The organism is Neptuniibacter sp. PT8_73 (assembly GCF_047778045.1).
Classification (GTDB): Bacteria; Pseudomonadota; Gammaproteobacteria; order Pseudomonadales; family Balneatricaceae; genus Neptuniibacter.
Map to the genome: position 1 here is coordinate 2472897 of NZ_CP180545.1, position 16536 is coordinate 2489432.

Consider the following 16536-nt stretch of genomic DNA (forward strand, 5'->3'; position numbering starts at 1 on the left):
CATCCAAAACGTTCTTAAAAATTCAGGGGCGGGATTATACCAAACAATCCCGATGTTGGCGCAGTTCCTTAGCAGTAATCGCAAACACACCATTGCCACCACGCTCAAATTCTAACCAGATAACCGGAATCTGTGGGTATTTCTCCATCATATGCACTTCACTATTACCTACCTCAACCACCAAAAGGCCATCTTCAGTTAGATAATCATTCGCTTGCGCAAGAATCTGACGGGTAATATCCAAACCATCAGGACCAGAACCCAACGCTAGTTCTGGCTCATGGTCGTATTCTTCTGGCATCGAAGCCAGATCGCTTTCATCCACGTAAGGAGGATTACTCACAATCAGATCATACTTCTTACCCTTTAAGTTAGAAAACAGATCACTTTCAATAGCTTGAACACGATCACCAATCTCATGCTTAGCAATATTGATGTTAGAAACATCGATGGCATCAGGTGATATATCGGCCAAATCAACTTCCGCTTCTTCAAAGGCATAAGCGCAGGCTAAACCAATACAACCACTGCCCGTACACAGGTCCAAAATACGTTCAACCGGCCCTTCTCGCAGCCATGGACTAAATTGATTCTCAATCAACTCAGCAATAGGTGATCGCGGAATCAGCACTCTTTCATCGACAAAGAAAGGTAATGAGCAGAACCAAGATTCACCAATAATGTAAGGCAAGGGTCTACGCTCTACTGCACGTTGATGAATAAAAGAGATGACCCGCTCTTTTTCTTCCTCTGTAAGACGACCATCCAGAACAGCAGGATTAACATCCCATGGAAGATAAACGGCCCCTAATACAAGCTGAGTAGCTTCATCCCACGCATTATCAGTGCCATGACCGAAATAGACCTTATGTTGCGCAAATTGACTCATCGCATAACGGATGTAATCGCGTAAGCTGTGCAACTGGTTAGTAATAGAGTTTGAAGTTAAAGCTTGCTGGCTCATTCAGTCTGGACCGATATTTTGTTAAATTTAAAGGGCAATATTAATAAAACTCGCACAGGAACACCATGAAAGACCCCCGTGAGAATGAAGACATCGATTTTATGTCTGCAATGGAGGGCGTAACCCGCCATAAGCACGACAAAGCTGATACTCAAATAAAGAGATCAAAGAGTGACCTTCATAACAAGCATTACCGCCGCCAAGCTGCTATTCAGCAGGAAGATAAAGTAATCGATGGTTTATCCGATGAAGCAGTAGAGCTAGTAGAATCGAGCGAGGAACTTTTATTTGCGAACCCAGGGGTACAGCTTCGTGTTCTAAAACGCCTGAAACAAGGGCATATACCTTGGGAACAGGGTTTAGATCTTCACGGATACACGGTTGATCAAGCACGCGATCAGCTTAGTAAATTTATTTTTGAAGCGAGAAGAAACAAGGCTAGATGCGTCATCGTCGTGCACGGCAAAGCACATTCATCAGAAAGCCAGCAAGCAATGATCAAGTCTTACGTTAACGAGTGGCTAAAACGCCTAAACGGCGTACTCGCCTTTTGTTCCGCACAAGCCAAAGATGGTGGTGCAGGAGCCCTTTACGTTTTGCTTAAACGCGATAAATAGCTAATTGATTGGATCACCATTTTCCAGTGCTTCCAATCTATCTCGTGTTGCAAGCCGCCCATACTCGATTGCCTCTGCAGCACGATGAAACTCATAAAAGCTACACAGATCTTTGGGGATACGCACGAGTAAATCAGGCGGGTAACCGGCAATTTTGTACTCAGCCAAACTCGCTTGCATAACTTCCACAGAGTTAAGTAGGACATCCATGCGGCCTCCTATCTCTGTCGCCTCCTCAGCTAACTCTTCTTCACTTTCATCTGTAGAACTTGCATCTGGCATATGCCATTCATCACTCATGCCACTACGCTTTAAGTACTGATTGCTTGGTAACTGCAAATGACTATGACTAGAATCCCCTGTGTTGAGATCTACCGCAATAATAAGGTCTGCTTGAGCAGCAACAACAGGGATAATTGGCAGAGGGTTTAAGATCCCGCCATCAACAAGTACTCTCCCTTCTTTAACGACGGGAGTAAATAAACCAGGCACAGCAACGGACGCACGAATGGCGTCAAGTAGAGAGCCTTTTTGGTACCAAACTTCTTTTTGATGGGCTATATCAGCAGCCACAGCTGTATAATCAATCTCAAAATCTTCGATATTAGGAGAACCTAAAATTTCAGCCAATTGCACAAAAATTTTGTCACCGCGAATAGCCCCTCGTGACAGGGTAAAATCTAATAACCTAACCACTCTCATCCAATTGAGACTGGTGACCCACTCTTTATATTCAATTAATTTCCCAGCAGCATGCATTCCTCCGACTAGAGCACCCATTGAGCTTCCTGAGATAGATACGATCTCATATCCTCGACGCTCTATCTCTTCAATCGCTCCTATATGGGCATATCCTCTCGCACCACCACTACCAAGAACTAATGAGACTGTAGCCATAATGACCTCCTAAGCACTTAAAGCTAGGAAAACTAAATTAGAAGTCGGTCTCCTTTAAGCCGATTACATATCTTCTTTATAGATCATGATCTTAATATCACCATTTTTTGGCTTTGTTCCAAAAGCTCCAATGGAATGCAGATTCACTTGTTCAGCTAAAACGCCTTTAGCGATTAACTTAGCTTTTAACTGATTACCGTGCTCTAGCGCATTTTTAAGCTTTTCCTGATAGGAACCTGCTGAATAATCGGCAGCAACGATCCAAAATTGTTGCGTTGGATTGCTTTGAATGAAGGCTAAAAGTTTTTCGAAACTTGCTTCAGTATCTACATATTCTTGAACCAGCTCACTCTTATCTAGCCCAGTATGATCTGAAGGTGTTTCCAAAACATCTAATCGCAAATAGACTTTTTTGTTACCTCTCTGGACTGAATACAATGCGAAGTAACGTTGATTATTTTTGAAGGTAGCTACTCGTTGAGTGGTGTCTAAACCATACAATCTTGAATACTTAAAAATGGTATTGGCCCATTGATTACTGCTTCCACATGCCCGCCCCTGACAATTAAATTGTTCAGTTGCCCCTTGCTCTTGCAACTGCGTGGAAAAGAACGAAAAGACCTCCTCAGAGGAATGATTTTGTGGAATACGGTAGGTCAACTGATACAACTTACCACTTAAACGCTCTTCTTTTTCGGGTGCTATAACACCATCAATCTTTTCAAGTCCACCTAATACAAAACGATAATCCGCGTTTTCTATCTCTTTGTACTGAACAATTGTTGATCGAGGAAAACGCTCAAATGAGCCGTAGTCGCTGCTGCCTCTAACATCGGAAGCAGACTGAACATTCATTGAAAAAACAAAAAACAAGCAAGATACTAAAAAACGCATTCCATACTCCTGAAACGTAACACTGATAATGGTTCATCATGCCCATTGATTTATACGTTCAGCCAATAAAGCTGCTGGTTTAGGCTCTAAGTGCAAATGATGCCCTCCTTCCATATCAATCACTTCTACATGGTAAAAGTCACCTAACCAAGGATTAATGATGCTATCTGCTGCACCATTCGATCCCCTTATAACTATAGCTTCTGATCTTACGGATTTAACAAAAGAAGAGATCTGTGAAAAACTAAATCGAACCAAAGAAGGCATCATCAACTTTGGATCATTACTCCAGATATAACCCTTGTCAGTTTTGGATATCCCCCGCTCTAAAAGGGCCTCAGCCGCTTCTCTAGACACGGGCCAACGACCATTCATACGGGCTTGAATCGCATCTTCGTAGTTTGAATAAGGGCGCAATGTTTTAGAAACCATCTTACTGCGCTTAATGACAGCATCAGCAAACAACTGTGGCAATTGTTCTTCTTCGTAGAAAAGGGGTGCCAAACCTTCTATTAGCATAAGGCGATCAACCCTTTCTGGAAAAGCACCTGCAAATAGCATTGCAATGCTCGCACCCATTGAATGTCCAATGAGGCCCACTTTATTCAAAGAAAGTGAATCTAAAACAGCATAAAGATCATTTACATTGTCCCAAATATAGTAAGGCATGACCTCAGGACGATGATCTGATCGCCCATGACCGATTAAATCAATTGCGATTAATCTAATCCCTTTGAGATGTTGGGCTAAACCATCAAAGCTAGCGGCATTATCAAGCCAGCCATGTAACGCAACCATTGGAGTACCATTAGGATCCCCATATTCGATAGCCGCAACGGAATAACCGGAAATTCGTATCTCAAAACTAACTTTATGTGGCATAGGTAGATAAAAACCCTATTAACGATAATCAGTTAGGTACTATAAACCGAAATTACGCTAAGATCTCAGCTAAAGAAAGTAATTGGAACTTACGAAACATGACTCTACGACTTGAACTGGAAAAGGATCCTTCCCTAAAAAAGCCACAAAAAGTCTTTTTTGTACTGTTTGGCTTAATGTTTCTAATTGCTCCGTTTTATTATCAACCCAATTTAGGCGGTGAAGGCTTAAATATTCCCCATAACAGCTCATTATGGATAGTAGCCTGCTGGATTATCGCCGCAGCAAGTTATATCGTTTTCAAAACGCAAAAGCTGGTTTTGCCTAAGTTTTGGTTTCCCTTAGCTCTATTGCCCTTAGGTGCCGTTGTAACCAGCTATATAGCCGATAATAACAATCCCACAGAATGGCTAGTTAGGCTTTTAGTGATCAGTGGTGGATATGTATTTTTCATAGCGCTATTCCAATTTAAATTGAATGCTAAGCAACTAGAAAGAAGCCTATATATACTCTTATCTATGGGGCTTATTGCGGCCTTTTATGGGATAGTTCAAGTACTCGACATACCTCTTTTGTTCAACATTGTCCCCAAAACAGATAAAACAATCGCTATAGGAATTTTTCAGCAAGTTAATGTTCAAGCTGCAATGATGGCCACGACATTAACTTTGGTGTTTTATCTTATAAGTCGTCCAGCATGCAGAAGCCTCCATCCCATAATTATTATTGCATTACATTTAGCAGCTTTAGCATCGAGTTATAACATAGCAATCAGTGGCTCAAGAGTGGGCCTGCTAGGCATCACAATTGCTTTAACATTATTAGTTATTGGCCGTTGGAAAATTTTTGCAGCATCAAAAACAATTTTTATCAGTATATTGATAAGTGCGCTCATTGGTGGATTTTTAGGAAGTCAGGGACTTGGTTCTACCACTAAAAAGTTTGATCGAATAATGGGCCAAGATATCAGATGGAGTATTTACGAAATGTCTTGGGAGCTATATACAGAAGCTCCAATATTCGGACATGGGTTAGGTAGCTTCCAAAAAGTATTTCAAGATAAACGAGCAGACCACCAAGAAAGAGGCCTACACAATTTAGGCAAAGCACCCAAATTTGGCCACCCACATAATGAATTTATCTTCTGGCTGATTGAAGGGGGAAGCTTCGCAATCGTTGGTATAATTGCAGCGAGCTTATATACATTTATACAATTAATTCGGTTAGGTTGGCAAAGAGGCTTTGGTTATGCGGCACTACTTGTCCCTATAACATTACACACACAAGTAGAGCTACCCTTTTACATTTCAAATACACCTTGGTTCCTACTACTCGTTTTACTGTTTCTAGTTCATCAATTCGGAAAAAAAACATACTCAATGAGAGGGTTATCATTAACTGCTCGCCGAATAATACCTGTTAGCACTACGATCATTGCATTAGTTTCAACAAACAGCCTAGTTCAAGCGCAAGTGGGAAATGCAGGGATACTTAACTACTTTAAGAGTGGGCAAAAAAATCCTGCTTTCCTTCAATCATCAATTAAATCTTCATATTTCGAAGATTACACAAGCTTTTTAATTCTGAGAAATAATATGTTTATGGGTATTTCGCAAAATACCCATAAACATGCAATTATTTACGCGAATTGGGCTGAAGAGCAAATTAAGGTTAACCCGGCTTTGATCTACTACAGAAACTTAGCCATCGCTTATGACTATACAGATCGAAACAATGAGCGGGATAGAATCATGAAAATTGCGATGACTACCTATCTAAATAATTTAGACCTGCAGCAACTGAACCAGCAGTTTATGCAAAAAGACCTTGAGGATAAAAAGAGCAGTGGCGCGATCAAACAGCTAGATACGTCGAACTAAACGCCCAAGTCCAGCTGCAGGCCAATCAGCTTCTAGCTGGGCTATTTCACCACAATTAAATGCTGCTGGGTTATGAGCATTCCCTTCACAACATATAGCCTCTACATAGGAAATTAAAGGCATATGGGTAACAACTAGAGGACAACGACTTTCAAAACGCTCAAGAAAAGCTAAAGCAGTCGCAGGATCTGATTCTGGCGTCCAAAGCTCCGAAATAAACTGTTCAACCCCACCTAAATGCTGATTAACGATTTCCGCAGTCTGACAGGCTCTGACATAAGGGCTATGAATAACACAATCCACACCTTTAAGATGAGGGACAGCAATCTCCAATCTTGACGAGAGCCTTTTAACTCCTTCAGGAGTCAATTTACGCTGAGCATCCGATTCAGCAAAAAACTCTGCTTCACCATGACGCATTAAGAAGAACTTCATTCACCTTCTCTAGGTAAGACAAATTCAACATCGGTACTCTGTTCGCTCATCATCAGCATTTTTACAACTTGAGCGACCGGAGCGTGATTGAAAACAACCTCATATAAACCTGCAACCAGTGGCATATACACGCCCATTGCAGCAGCTTTTTCTTTGACGTGCTTAATCGTATTAACACCTTCAGCAACTTGCCCTAAAGCCTCAACGGCTTCATCTAAGGTTTTGCCTTCACCTAGTGCATAACCAACACGGTAGTTACGACTTAAAGGCGACATACAGGTTACAATCAAATCACCTACACCAGCCAGACCAATAAATGTCATAGGGTTTGCACCCATGCACACCGCAAAACGGCTCATTTCAGCCAAGCTACGTGTCATTAACATACTCTTGGTGTTTTCACCCATACCAAGTGCAGCACTCAAACCCGCTGCAATGGCATAAATATTTTTTAGCGTACCACCCAGCTCTACACCGTAAGTATCAGAGCTAGCATAAACACGAAAATAAGAGCTATGTAGGATATCCTGAACCAGTGTTCTAACGTCTGCTGACTCACTAGCAATTACCGTTGCAGTTAATTGTTTAGCAGCCACCTCTTTTGCCAGATTAGGCCCACTTAAGACGCCAATACGAGCATCAGGCACCTCTTCTGTCAGTATCTCGCTCATCAAGCTAAATGTCTTAGCTTCAATACCCTTAGTTGTACTTACAAGCATCTGCTCAGGCTTTAACCAAGCTTTAGCCTGTTCAATCACTTGCCGAAATGACTGACTCGGAATAGAGACAAAAACCAATTCTGCATCAAGGAGGACATCTTCTAGCGAACAAGATGCAGTAATATTTTTGGAGAGTTGATAGTCTGGAAGGTAACGAGGGTTTTCGTGGAACTGATTTATATGATCAGCTCTTTCCTGATCACGTAACCACAAACTAACTTTATGACCATTATCAGCGACAATGTTCGCTATTACCGTGCCAAAGCTACCTGCACCCAGCACTGCAACCTTACGAATATCAGACATAGATAAATTTCGCTTCTACCAACTATTTTTCCGAATCGTCCATACTATCTAGGACTTTATTAACGCCTTTAAACAGGTAAATCACAATTAGATAGCCCAAAGCAGCCAAGCCTAAAAAAAGCATAAGCTGCAATGGATCTTCCGTTCGCTGATAACCTGCCACACCTAAAGCTGCAATGACTGCGCTGAAAACAACTGCAGCAATAGAGGCGATACGATTAGTTTTGTGTTTGTCCTGATCTGTCACTTTCAACATCACTTTCAGGGTTAATTACTGTCTCAACCGAAGATTCTTCAGCTGCAAGAGGCTCAACCGCACTTACATCAGCTACGTCTTCGTTTGTTTTTTCTTCCACTAGGTCAGCGCTTGGTTCCTGAACAGCTTCAGGTGTTTCTTCACCCTCTTTTTCAGAAACTGTAGCTTCGGAATTAGTTTCAGATGCTTCTTCTGCTGCTGGCTCAGAAATAGCAGACTTAGGCTCAGCTAATAGCTCTGCTTCAGGGTGAACACATTCAAGTTTAACGCCTGTTTCAGCTTCAATTTCAGGAATGAGAAAGGAATCATCTTCACAAGCAAAACAGATCGATGCACCTGTTGCACCAGCACGACCGGTACGACCAATACGGTGTACATAGTCATCAGGGTCTTCTGGCAGCTGATAGTTAAATACGTGAGTAACACCATCAATGTGGATACCACGACCTGCGACATCGGTCGCAACTAGCACCTGAATTTTACCACTGCGGAAATCTTCTAACGTTTTCACTCGCTTTTGCTGTGGAATTTCACCTGACATAAGGGCAGCTTTAATTCCATCTTTACATAGACGATCTGCTAACTTACGCGTCTCATCACGGCGGTTACCAAAAACGATAACCTTCTCCGCATGATCCTTATCCATGTAGTTACGAAGCAAACGATATTTTTGCTCACCAGAGACTAAATAAACGGTCTGACTTACGTTATCCGTTGTTTTAATTTCTGGTGCGATCTCGATTTTTACCGCATCTAAAGTCCACTGTTCTGCTAGGTTAAGCACTTCATCCGTAAACGTTGCACTGTAAAGTAGAGTTTGTCGATCACTACCTTTGCGCGGCGTGTTACGTACGATCGTTCTCACATCTGGGATAAAGCCCATGCTCAGCATGCGATCCGCTTCATCGAGAACAAGCACTTCAACATTCCATAGATCGACATCTTTTCGATTTATAAAATCGATTAGTCGCCCTGGCGTAGCCACTAAAATATCAACCGGCTTACGCTTAAGATTTTGGCGCTGTTTTTCATAATCCATACCGCCAACTAGGCTAACGACATGTAAGCCTGTGTGCTTCGCTAGGCCTTTAGCATCTTCAGCGATTTGAAGTGCAAGTTCACGCGTAGGCGCAACTACCAAAGCACGAGGCTCAGCTAAACGTGGTTTTTCATCTAATGGATAGTCAATTAGATCTGTAATAATGCCCAGAAGAAACGCTGCTGTTTTACCTGTACCAGTCTGGGCTTTACCAATGATATCTTTGCCAGCAAGTGCAGCAGGAATAGTTTCAGCTTGAATACCTGTACAGTATTCAAATTTAAGGTCATAAACCGCATGAAGTACATCATCAGGCAGGTTGAAATCTAAGAAACGCTTTTTACCGTCCACCTCAGGCACGACAAACTGCTCAGGGCTCCAAGACACTGCTTTAGATCGATTGTTGTAACGACGACGTCGTTGAGGCTTACGTGCAGATGAATTTCTTTTTTTGTTTGCACTTTCAGTCTGCTCAACTGATTTATTTTCTGTACTCAATTCAAAAATTCCTAAGAAAAATTTCGCCGATAAGGCGGTAAAGCGGCTAAGAGCTGCTTTCCATAACGACGGGTAATAAACCGTCGATCAAGCAATGTTATTTTGCCGCTATCGCTCTCAGTTCGTAGTAAACGCCCTGTAGCCTGAGTGAGACGCATCGACGCCATCGGTATAACCCATTCTTGAAAAGGGTTACGCCCTTGAGATTCTAGCCATTCACCATAGGTTGCCTCAACCGGGTCATCCGGGACACCAAATGGCAACTTCGTGATAATTACATGCTTAAGGTAATCACCAGGTAAATCTACACCTTCAGCAAAAGAAGCTAAACCAAAAATAATACTTGGTTTGTTAGCATCGATACGAACTCTGTGTTGTCGCAAAATTTCATGCTTTGCAAGTTCACCTTGCACAAGAATATCTGCTGTTATACTAGCAGGCATACGCTCAAGAACATACCGCATCTGACGCCAGGAGCTAAATAACACCAAGGATGCACTACCCTCCTGCAAAATAGGCAATATGATTGCCGAAATTTCTTCATTGTGATCATCAGGATTTCCTGGGTCGGTCTTCATTGCAGGCACATGTAATTCGGCAGCATTTTGGAAATCAAATGGACTCATAAAGATATTGCAAGGACTATCAGTTGGTATACCAAGATCAGCATACAGCCGATCAAAACGTCCTAGCGCGGTTAACGTCGCCGAAGTAATAACAGCACCATAACAATTTTTCCAGAGGTGCTCTTGCAAGGTTTCTGCAGCAGATACAGGACTACTACAACACTCTATGTCGATGCCATCATTACCGTCTACTTTCACTATCCAGCGAGCCGTCGGTAAGCCTGCTGTCGAATCAGATGCAGCGTAGGACTTAGCCAACCAATACATAGATTGCATGCGTGATAACAGCACACCCATCTGTGGATACCATGTTTCACTGATAGCAAGGGGAAGATCAGCTAATTCCCCATCCATCCCTTCTTTCAATAGATCAACAATCTGCTCAAATTTTAAAACGACTCTCTCAGCAGCCTGAGCAAAATTATGAAAAGACAATTGTAATGGTTCAGGGATCATTCCTTGCGCAAAACGATAGCGATCACTTGGGCCTTGGAGTTTATCTTCAAGTATTTGATTTAACAGCAGCTGGACTTCCTTCAAGGAGTTTTCCATATCCGCAAAAGGGTTAGCTAACTTCTCAATATAATTCCGAAGCACTATATGATCAGACGCGTCATTCAATAATTTATTCAAACTACGCGTCGCTTTACTCATCCAACGGATACTGGATTTAACCCGTAAACTATAAGAAAAATGCCCCGTGGTTTTAGTGCCTAGATGGTGGCCTTCATCAAAGACATAGATGGTATCTTCAGGTGGTGAAAGAATGGCACCACCACCAAGAGAAAGATCAGCTAAAACAAGATCGTGATTGGCAACAATCAGATCCCATTTATCCAACTCTTGTCTCGCCTTAAAAAAAGGACAGATAGAAAAGTTACTGCAACGTCGATTAGTACACTGCATATGATCGCTAGTAGACAACCGCCAAACAGCATCAGGTACTGTATTCTTTAAAGCATCTCGGTCGCCATCCCACTCGCCAGAGGCATAGTGACTCAGTAGAGATTTAACCTCGTCAATGTCAGAGGATTGAAGTTTTTGAGCTACTTCATCTTCATACAATGCAATTTGGCCCAACTCATTCTGTTGCTCTAATACTTTCTCTGCGTTGGAAACACAAAAATATCGCCCTCGGCCTTTAGCTAAACCATAAGTAAGATTGATACCGGCATCACTAATCAGCTGCGGGAGGTCTTTAAGAATAAGCTGCTCTTGAAGTGCAACTGTTGCTGTAGAAACAATTACCTTCTTTTTGCGTTGCTGAGCTATAGGAACTGAAGCCAAAAGATAGGCCATCGTCTTACCCGTACCGGTACCAGCCTCAGTAACACAAATATGCTGACCACCCGTCCTTTCACCTTCTGAATTAACAGTAATCGCACCCAACGTTTTCGCAACCTCAGCAATCATTAACTTCTGGCCATAGCGAGACTTCAATCCTCTGTTATTGAGAAAAGTACTATAGGCCTGCTGTATTGTTTGCTTGAGTTGCTTATCTAACAAAACCGTAATCCACCGAAAATCTTGCCCGCGATTCTAACAGTTCTGACTGTTTAATAACAAAAATACTGTATAAAAAAACATAAGTTGCTTTACAAACCCAAAATACTGTATAAAAATACACATACTGTATAAACAAACAGACATGATCATGAAGCTGACTAAACGACAAACGGAAGTTCTGGATTGCATCAAGCGTCACATTGGCGATACCGGCTACCCACCTACTCGCGCCGATATTGCCCGCGATTTAGGGTTTAAATCAGCCAATGCAGCTGAAGAACACTTAAAAGCGCTGGCAAAAAAAGGCGCGATAGAAATCATTCCAGGTACTTCTCGAGGTATCAGAGTACCTGAATTGGAAGAGGAAAATAGCGGCCTACCGATTGTTGGTCAGGTAGCAGCAGGATCACCGATACTAGCTCAAGAGCATGTTGAAGATCACTGCACAATCTCCTCTGACTTCTTCCACCCCAAGGCGGATTATCTCTTAAGGGTGAGAGGCAGCAGTATGAAAGATGTAGGCATCATGGACGGTGATCTACTGGCAGTGCACCAGTGCCAAACAGCAAAGGATGGGCAGATTGTAGTCGCTCGAATAGAAGATGAAGTGACCGTAAAACGCTTTAAGCGTGAAGGTAACATCGTTTATCTAATTGCTGAAAATGAAGAGTTTGAACCGATTATAGTGGATCTAAACGAACAACCACTGGCAATAGAAGGTTTAAGCGTAGGCGTTATTCGTAGAGGTAACTAACCATGATGGCATTTCACGCAAACCAAACAGCACCAATCATGCAGAATACATCTGCAAATGAAAAACTTTTCGCTAAGCAAAAGCCTACTAATCAATTAGCAGGCACGATGACTGAAATCGTTGTTCATGATGAAAATTTTTCTAACATCCCAATGTTAATGCCATTGCTTGCACAACTGAGTCAAGATGATCGCTGGTTTGTGTGGATTGCTCCACCAGTACTGTTGCCGAAAAACCTTCTGATCGAAGCAGGCATTGATCTTAATAAAGTCATTCTGCTTAATCCAGATAACAAACACAGCACCTTTGAGCTTGCTAAACAGGCCCTAAGCACTGGCACTAGCCACGCTGTAATTTCATGGCCTGGATACTTAAACGATGAAGAGTTTAACGACTTAGAAAGTGCTGCTAAGAAAGGTCAAAGTCACGGAATCATTATTAGACGCCGCCAACATAGCTAAAAGTATTTTCTAGTTTTGTTAAGGGCACCTAACCGAAGTAATATCACCCCAATAATGAGCTTTACCTGAAAGGAGCTCATTATCGGAAATGACTTAATGGATAGTTGGTGGAATTTCTTCAGGCTCATTTTCTAAGCCCACCCCAGACTCTGCCATCATCTGGATACCCGCAGTTAACATTACGCGAGCGACATCTAGATATTGATCACTTAACTGTTCTTTAAGTGCATCAGAGAAATTAACTTTAATCATCGGCTCTTCATCGCTATCCATATTTCGGATTGCTAAACCGCCTTCATCAAGCTCTATAATTTCAAGCACAGTCTCGGGTGTTAGTCCTGACACTTAATTTACCACTCTTGCATGCCTTCTCTAAGGCGATTAACTAATTCAGACAGCGAATCAAACCAAGCTTGATACTCAGTAATAATTTCACCATCCTCTGCATGATCAGGATTGATCTGCAACACATGTATTTCAGAAACACTGCTTGTTTCAGTCACAGCCTGTTTAGAGTCAGCGCCATGCCAGCAGGCTTCATAAGCAGACATCATTTTATGCAACCAAGATGAATCATCTGATTCTAGGTTACTTAACTGGCTCAACTCAGGACTTTCGACACCGGTCTTACCCATTTCAGCCGCTAACGCACGATAACCTTGAAAGGTTTCCGTATCGACTTTATACCATTCAGCAATTTCGCGTAAAAATGCATCGTAGGCTGATGTCAGGTGGAATAGCACTGATTCATTATAAGACTCAATCAATGCATGCTTGCTCCAACTGGTGTCATCTTGCGCTTTTTTAAGCTGCTCTAGATGAAGTCGTGTAAAGCTCAACTTCTGATTCGTGCGTGCCTGATATATACCGCTCATGAAATCCCCGACTATTTCTTCTTCGCTTTTTTACGGGTCTCTTCTTCGACCCATTTACCATCGCGATAGAATGCACGCCAACCAGTCGCTTTACCATTGACCTCGGTCATAACGTACTGTTCTTTGGTCTTTCTGCTATAGCGAATGACACTCAGATTACCTTCAGAGTCATTTTTAGGCGCACTGAACAAGAACTCATATTTCGGATCAATCTCAGCCTGATGTGGCAGTATTTCCACTATCTTCGGAGCACGTGTTTCTCTGTTTCTCGGGAACTGGCTTGCTGCCAAGAACAAACCAGACGCACCATCACGTAGGATGTAAGTATCCTCAACCTTTTCGCACTGGAGCTCAGGCATTGGAACTGGATCCATCTTAGGTGGTGCCGGCTCACCGTTTTTCAACAACTTACGGGTGTTTTTACACTCAGTACAGCCAAAGTATTTACCAAAACGACCTGTTTTAAGCTGCATCTCTGCTGAGCACTTATCACACTCTAGAACAGGCCCATCATATCCTTTGATACGATATTCACCCTTCTCAACTTCAAAACCGGAGCAATCAGGGTTATTGCCACATACATGCAACTTACGATTCTCATCGATCAAATAAGAATCCATTGCTGAGCCACATAGGTTACAACGATGTTTCTTGCGCAGAATGCGAGATTCTTCTTCATCGTCGCCATCAGCGCTAACAACCTCGTCACCAGAAACTAGGTTGATCGTACACTTACAACGCTCTTTTGGTGGCAAGCTATATCCTGAGCAGCCTAAGAACACACCTGTACTACCCGTGCGGATCATCATATCTCGGCCACAATCAGGGCAAGAGATATCTGTCTCTGTAGGAGAATTCGGGCGCATACCATTCTCTGCATCCTGCGCCTCTTCCAGCTTCATCGAGAAATCAGCGTAAAACTGATCTAAAAGCGCTTTCCAATCAGCACTGCCCTCAGCCACATCATCAAGGCTTTCTTCCATACGTGCTGTAAAGCTGTAATCCATCAGGTCAGAGAAATTCTCACCCAGACGTTCAGTAACAATATCGCCCATTTTTTGAGCATAGAAACGTCGATTCTGAACTTCTACATAACCACGATCTTGGATCGTCGAAATAATCGCTGCGTATGTCGATGGACGACCAATGCCTCGTTTCTCAAGCTCTTTAACTAGGCTTGCTTCGGTGAAACGAGGAGCCGGTTTCGTAAAATGTTGCTTAGGCAACAGATCGACTAAATTTAGATTATCGCCAGCTTGAACATCAGGCAGGATAATATCTTCTTCACCTTTGCCCTTCGCTGGCATAACGCGTGTGTAACCATCAAACTGTAGAATTCGACCTTTGGTAACTAATTCAAAGTCACCGGCAGACACAGTTACACGCGTGCTTAGGAATTTCGCTGGAGTCATCTGACAAGCTAAGAACTGTCGACGAATAAGCTCGTATAGGCGCTCAGCGTCTCTGTCCATGTTTTTCAGCGCAGTAGCTTCCACATTTACATCAGACGGACGAATCGCCTCGTGGGCCTCTTGGGCACCCTCTTTGCTGCTATAGCTGTTAGGCGTTTCAGGTAGGTATTTACTACCGAAATGATCTCCAATGTACTCACGACAGTTCGCAACGGCTTCAGCACTTAAGTTTGTCGAGTCTGTACGCATATAAGTGATGTAACCTGCTTCGTACAAACGCTGCGCCATCATCATGGTTTTCTTAACACCAAAGCCAAGACGCGTACTCGCGGCCTGCTGCAGTGTAGATGTGATAAATGGAGCTGAAGGTTTACTGCTGGTCGGTCTATCTTTACGGCTGATTACTTCAAATGAAGCCGAACGCAGCTGTTCTAAGTGCGCTTTAGTTTCATCTTCTGAACCTGGACGGAAAGTTTCGCCGTTTATTCGATGCACCTGCAGTTTTAGTGCAACTTTATCTTTCGTTAACGTATCAGCCTGCACCTCCCAAAATTCTTCAGGGATGAATGCCCGAATCTCTTTTTCTCGCTCTACGACCAACTTAACGGCAACCGACTGAACTCGACCTGCAGATAAACCGCGTGCCACTTTTTCCCAAAGTAACGGAGAGACCATATAGCCAACGACGCGATCAAGGAATCGGCGCGCCTGCTGGGCATTAACACGATCCATATCCAACGCAGAAGGCTGCTCAAATGCTTCAGAGATGGCTTTTTTAGTAATCTCGTTGAAGACAACACGACGGTAACGCGTATCATCACCGCCAATCGCTTCACGCAAGTGCCATGCGATCGCTTCCCCTTCGCGGTCCAAATCGGTTGCGAGATAGATTTCGTCAGCATTCTTAGCTAGACGTTTAAGCTCATCAACAACCTTCTCTTTACCCGGAAGGATCTCGTAATGCGGATCCCATCCTTTATCAGGATCGATCCCCATACGCCCAATAAGCTGTTCGCGCGCCTTCTTCTTTTTATGTACAACCTTTTGTTCAGGCGACATTTTGCGCGTCAGAGCCGCTTGGCGAGCCCGCTCTTTCGGATCGCTCTTCTTAGTACTGCCACTGGTTGGCAGGTCGCGAATATGACCTACACTGGATTTTACAACGTACTGATTACCCAGATATTTGTTAATGGTCTTCGCTTTCGCGGGTGATTCCACGATTACCAGGGATTTTCCCATAGCGTCCTTCTTTCCTCGGGCTACATGGTTAAACGCTGACGAACTATCTATTTTTGCAACTTGTCACGATATTACTGTGCAAAAACCGTTCACTTTCGAGTTTAGCGCTTAACTAACAATAATATTTGGGAGCATATATAAGTGTTGAGAATGCTGTGGTCAAGCAGCAATTGCGATAAAAGTAGACCAATGGATCAACAAGAACTTTACCTATCAGCACTTACAAGCCACAATATTCACCATAATTAACAATAATTTAATCGTCCAGAAAATACT

At 42.8% G+C, this 16536-nt stretch carries 15 protein-coding genes and 1 pseudogene; 4 read left to right on the top strand and 12 right to left on the bottom strand.

The features are described 5' to 3' along the window. Positions 1-34 precede the first annotated feature (34 nt). Entirely contained in the window at positions 35-964 is a 930-nt protein-coding gene (gene prmB, locus ACMXYN_RS11035; protein ID WP_415891869.1) for a 50S ribosomal protein L3 N(5)-glutamine methyltransferase, read from the bottom strand. 65 nt (positions 965-1029) lie between these two features. Between prmB and ACMXYN_RS11040 the strand changes: the two genes are divergently transcribed. Continuing rightward, a complete protein-coding gene (locus tag ACMXYN_RS11040; RefSeq protein ID WP_415891870.1) occupies positions 1030-1581 on the top strand; it encodes a Smr/MutS family protein in 552 nt (183 codons plus the stop codon). On the opposite strand, the gene ACMXYN_RS11045 is transcribed toward ACMXYN_RS11040, so the two are convergent. From ACMXYN_RS11045 to ACMXYN_RS11055, 3 genes are all read right to left on the bottom strand, one after another. Beyond that, on the bottom strand, positions 1582-2478 hold the full coding sequence (locus ACMXYN_RS11045) for a patatin-like phospholipase family protein (RefSeq protein ID WP_415891871.1): 897 nt from the start codon (positions 2476-2478) through the stop codon (positions 1582-1584). It abuts the gene before it with no gap. Between the two features lie 63 nt (positions 2479-2541). After that, a complete protein-coding gene (locus ACMXYN_RS11050) occupies positions 2542-3372 on the bottom strand; it encodes a DUF4892 domain-containing protein (protein ID WP_415891872.1) in 831 nt (276 codons plus the stop codon). A gap of 36 nt (positions 3373-3408) precedes the next feature. Next, on the bottom strand, positions 3409-4254 hold the full coding sequence (locus ACMXYN_RS11055) for an alpha/beta fold hydrolase (protein ID WP_415891873.1): 846 nt from the start codon (positions 4252-4254) through the stop codon (positions 3409-3411). A gap of 98 nt (positions 4255-4352) precedes the next feature. Here ACMXYN_RS11055 and ACMXYN_RS11060 point away from each other — a divergent pair, with 98 nt between their 5' ends. Further along, on the top strand, positions 4353-6134 hold the full coding sequence (locus tag ACMXYN_RS11060) for an O-antigen ligase family protein (RefSeq protein WP_415891874.1): 1782 nt from the start codon (positions 4353-4355) through the stop codon (positions 6132-6134). Here the strand turns inward: ACMXYN_RS11060 and sixA are convergent. The 5 genes and pseudogenes from sixA to dinG all read right to left on the bottom strand — a co-directional run bounded on the left by sixA (position 6117) and on the right by dinG (position 11519). Next, the gene (gene sixA / locus ACMXYN_RS11065; RefSeq protein WP_415891875.1) at positions 6117-6569 is read right to left on the bottom strand and encodes a phosphohistidine phosphatase SixA; all 453 of its coding nucleotides are present in this window, start codon (positions 6567-6569) and stop codon (positions 6117-6119) included. The genes ACMXYN_RS11060 and sixA overlap by 18 nt on opposite strands. Further along, positions 6566-7594: an NAD(P)H-dependent glycerol-3-phosphate dehydrogenase gene (locus tag ACMXYN_RS11070; protein ID WP_415891876.1), complete on the bottom strand. Its 1029-nt coding sequence runs from the start codon at positions 7592-7594 to the stop codon at positions 6566-6568. The genes sixA and ACMXYN_RS11070 overlap by 4 nt, the downstream gene beginning before the upstream one ends. 22 nt (positions 7595-7616) lie before the next feature. Continuing rightward, positions 7617-7841, bottom strand: a complete 225-nt coding sequence (locus ACMXYN_RS11075; protein WP_415884097.1) for a hypothetical protein — start codon at positions 7839-7841, stop codon at positions 7617-7619. A gap of 238 nt (positions 7842-8079) precedes the next feature. Further along, positions 8080-9387: pseudogene (locus ACMXYN_RS11080) on the bottom strand (DEAD/DEAH box helicase); the annotation flags it as partial. Positions 9388-9398: 11 nt separating this feature from the next. Beyond that, complete coding sequence (dinG, locus tag ACMXYN_RS11085) at positions 9399-11519, bottom strand: ATP-dependent DNA helicase DinG (protein ID WP_415891877.1); 2121 nt, start codon at positions 11517-11519, stop codon at positions 9399-9401. Between the two features lie 145 nt (positions 11520-11664). Between dinG and lexA the strand changes: the two genes are divergently transcribed. Then, complete coding sequence (gene lexA, locus ACMXYN_RS11090) at positions 11665-12273, top strand: transcriptional repressor LexA (RefSeq protein WP_415894482.1); 609 nt, start codon at positions 11665-11667, stop codon at positions 12271-12273. A 2-nt stretch (positions 12274-12275) separates the two neighbouring features. Further along, on the top strand, positions 12276-12734 hold the full coding sequence (locus ACMXYN_RS11095) for a cell division inhibitor SulA (protein ID WP_415891878.1): 459 nt from the start codon (positions 12276-12278) through the stop codon (positions 12732-12734). A 93-nt stretch (positions 12735-12827) separates the two neighbouring features. Here the strand turns inward: ACMXYN_RS11095 and ACMXYN_RS11100 are convergent, their stop codons facing one another. From ACMXYN_RS11100 to topA, 3 genes are read right to left on the bottom strand one after another with little or no spacing between them, the layout of a single operon-like run. Then, positions 12828-13079: a hypothetical protein gene (locus ACMXYN_RS11100; RefSeq protein WP_415891879.1), complete on the bottom strand. Its 252-nt coding sequence runs from the start codon at positions 13077-13079 to the stop codon at positions 12828-12830. Between the two features lie 5 nt (positions 13080-13084). After that, positions 13085-13609, bottom strand: coding sequence for a DUF6586 family protein (locus tag ACMXYN_RS11105; protein WP_415891880.1), 525 nt, complete (start codon positions 13607-13609; stop codon positions 13085-13087). Between the two features lie 11 nt (positions 13610-13620). After that, positions 13621-16260 carry a type I DNA topoisomerase gene (topA, locus tag ACMXYN_RS11110; RefSeq protein ID WP_415891881.1) on the bottom strand — a complete coding sequence of 880 codons (2640 nt, stop codon included), beginning with the start codon at positions 16258-16260 and terminating at the stop codon, positions 13621-13623. Positions 16261-16536 lie beyond the last annotated feature (276 nt).

Excerpts from the sequence above, each read along its gene's own strand:
- prmB (WP_415891869.1), bottom strand. The coding sequence starts at position 964 with ATGAGCCAGCAAGCTTTAACTTCAAACTCTATTACTAACCAGTTGCAC.
- ACMXYN_RS11040 (WP_415891870.1), top strand. The coding sequence starts at position 1,030 with ATGAAAGACCCCCGTGAGAATGAAGACATCGATTTTATGTCTGCAATG.
- ACMXYN_RS11045 (WP_415891871.1), bottom strand. The coding sequence starts at position 2,478 with ATGGCTACAGTCTCATTAGTTCTTGGTAGTGGTGGTGCGAGAGGATAT.
- ACMXYN_RS11050 (WP_415891872.1), bottom strand. The coding sequence starts at position 3,372 with ATGCGTTTTTTAGTATCTTGCTTGTTTTTTGTTTTTTCAATGAATGTT.
- ACMXYN_RS11055 (WP_415891873.1), bottom strand. The coding sequence starts at position 4,254 with ATGCCACATAAAGTTAGTTTTGAGATACGAATTTCCGGTTATTCCGTT.
- ACMXYN_RS11060 (WP_415891874.1), top strand. The coding sequence starts at position 4,353 with ATGACTCTACGACTTGAACTGGAAAAGGATCCTTCCCTAAAAAAGCCA.
- sixA (WP_415891875.1), bottom strand. The coding sequence starts at position 6,569 with ATGAAGTTCTTCTTAATGCGTCATGGTGAAGCAGAGTTTTTTGCTGAA.
- ACMXYN_RS11070 (WP_415891876.1), bottom strand. The coding sequence starts at position 7,594 with ATGTCTGATATTCGTAAGGTTGCAGTGCTGGGTGCAGGTAGCTTTGGC.
- ACMXYN_RS11095 (WP_415891878.1), top strand. The coding sequence starts at position 12,276 with ATGATGGCATTTCACGCAAACCAAACAGCACCAATCATGCAGAATACA.
- ACMXYN_RS11105 (WP_415891880.1), bottom strand. The coding sequence starts at position 13,609 with ATGAGCGGTATATATCAGGCACGCACGAATCAGAAGTTGAGCTTTACA.
- topA (WP_415891881.1), bottom strand. The coding sequence starts at position 16,260 with ATGGGAAAATCCCTGGTAATCGTGGAATCACCCGCGAAAGCGAAGACC.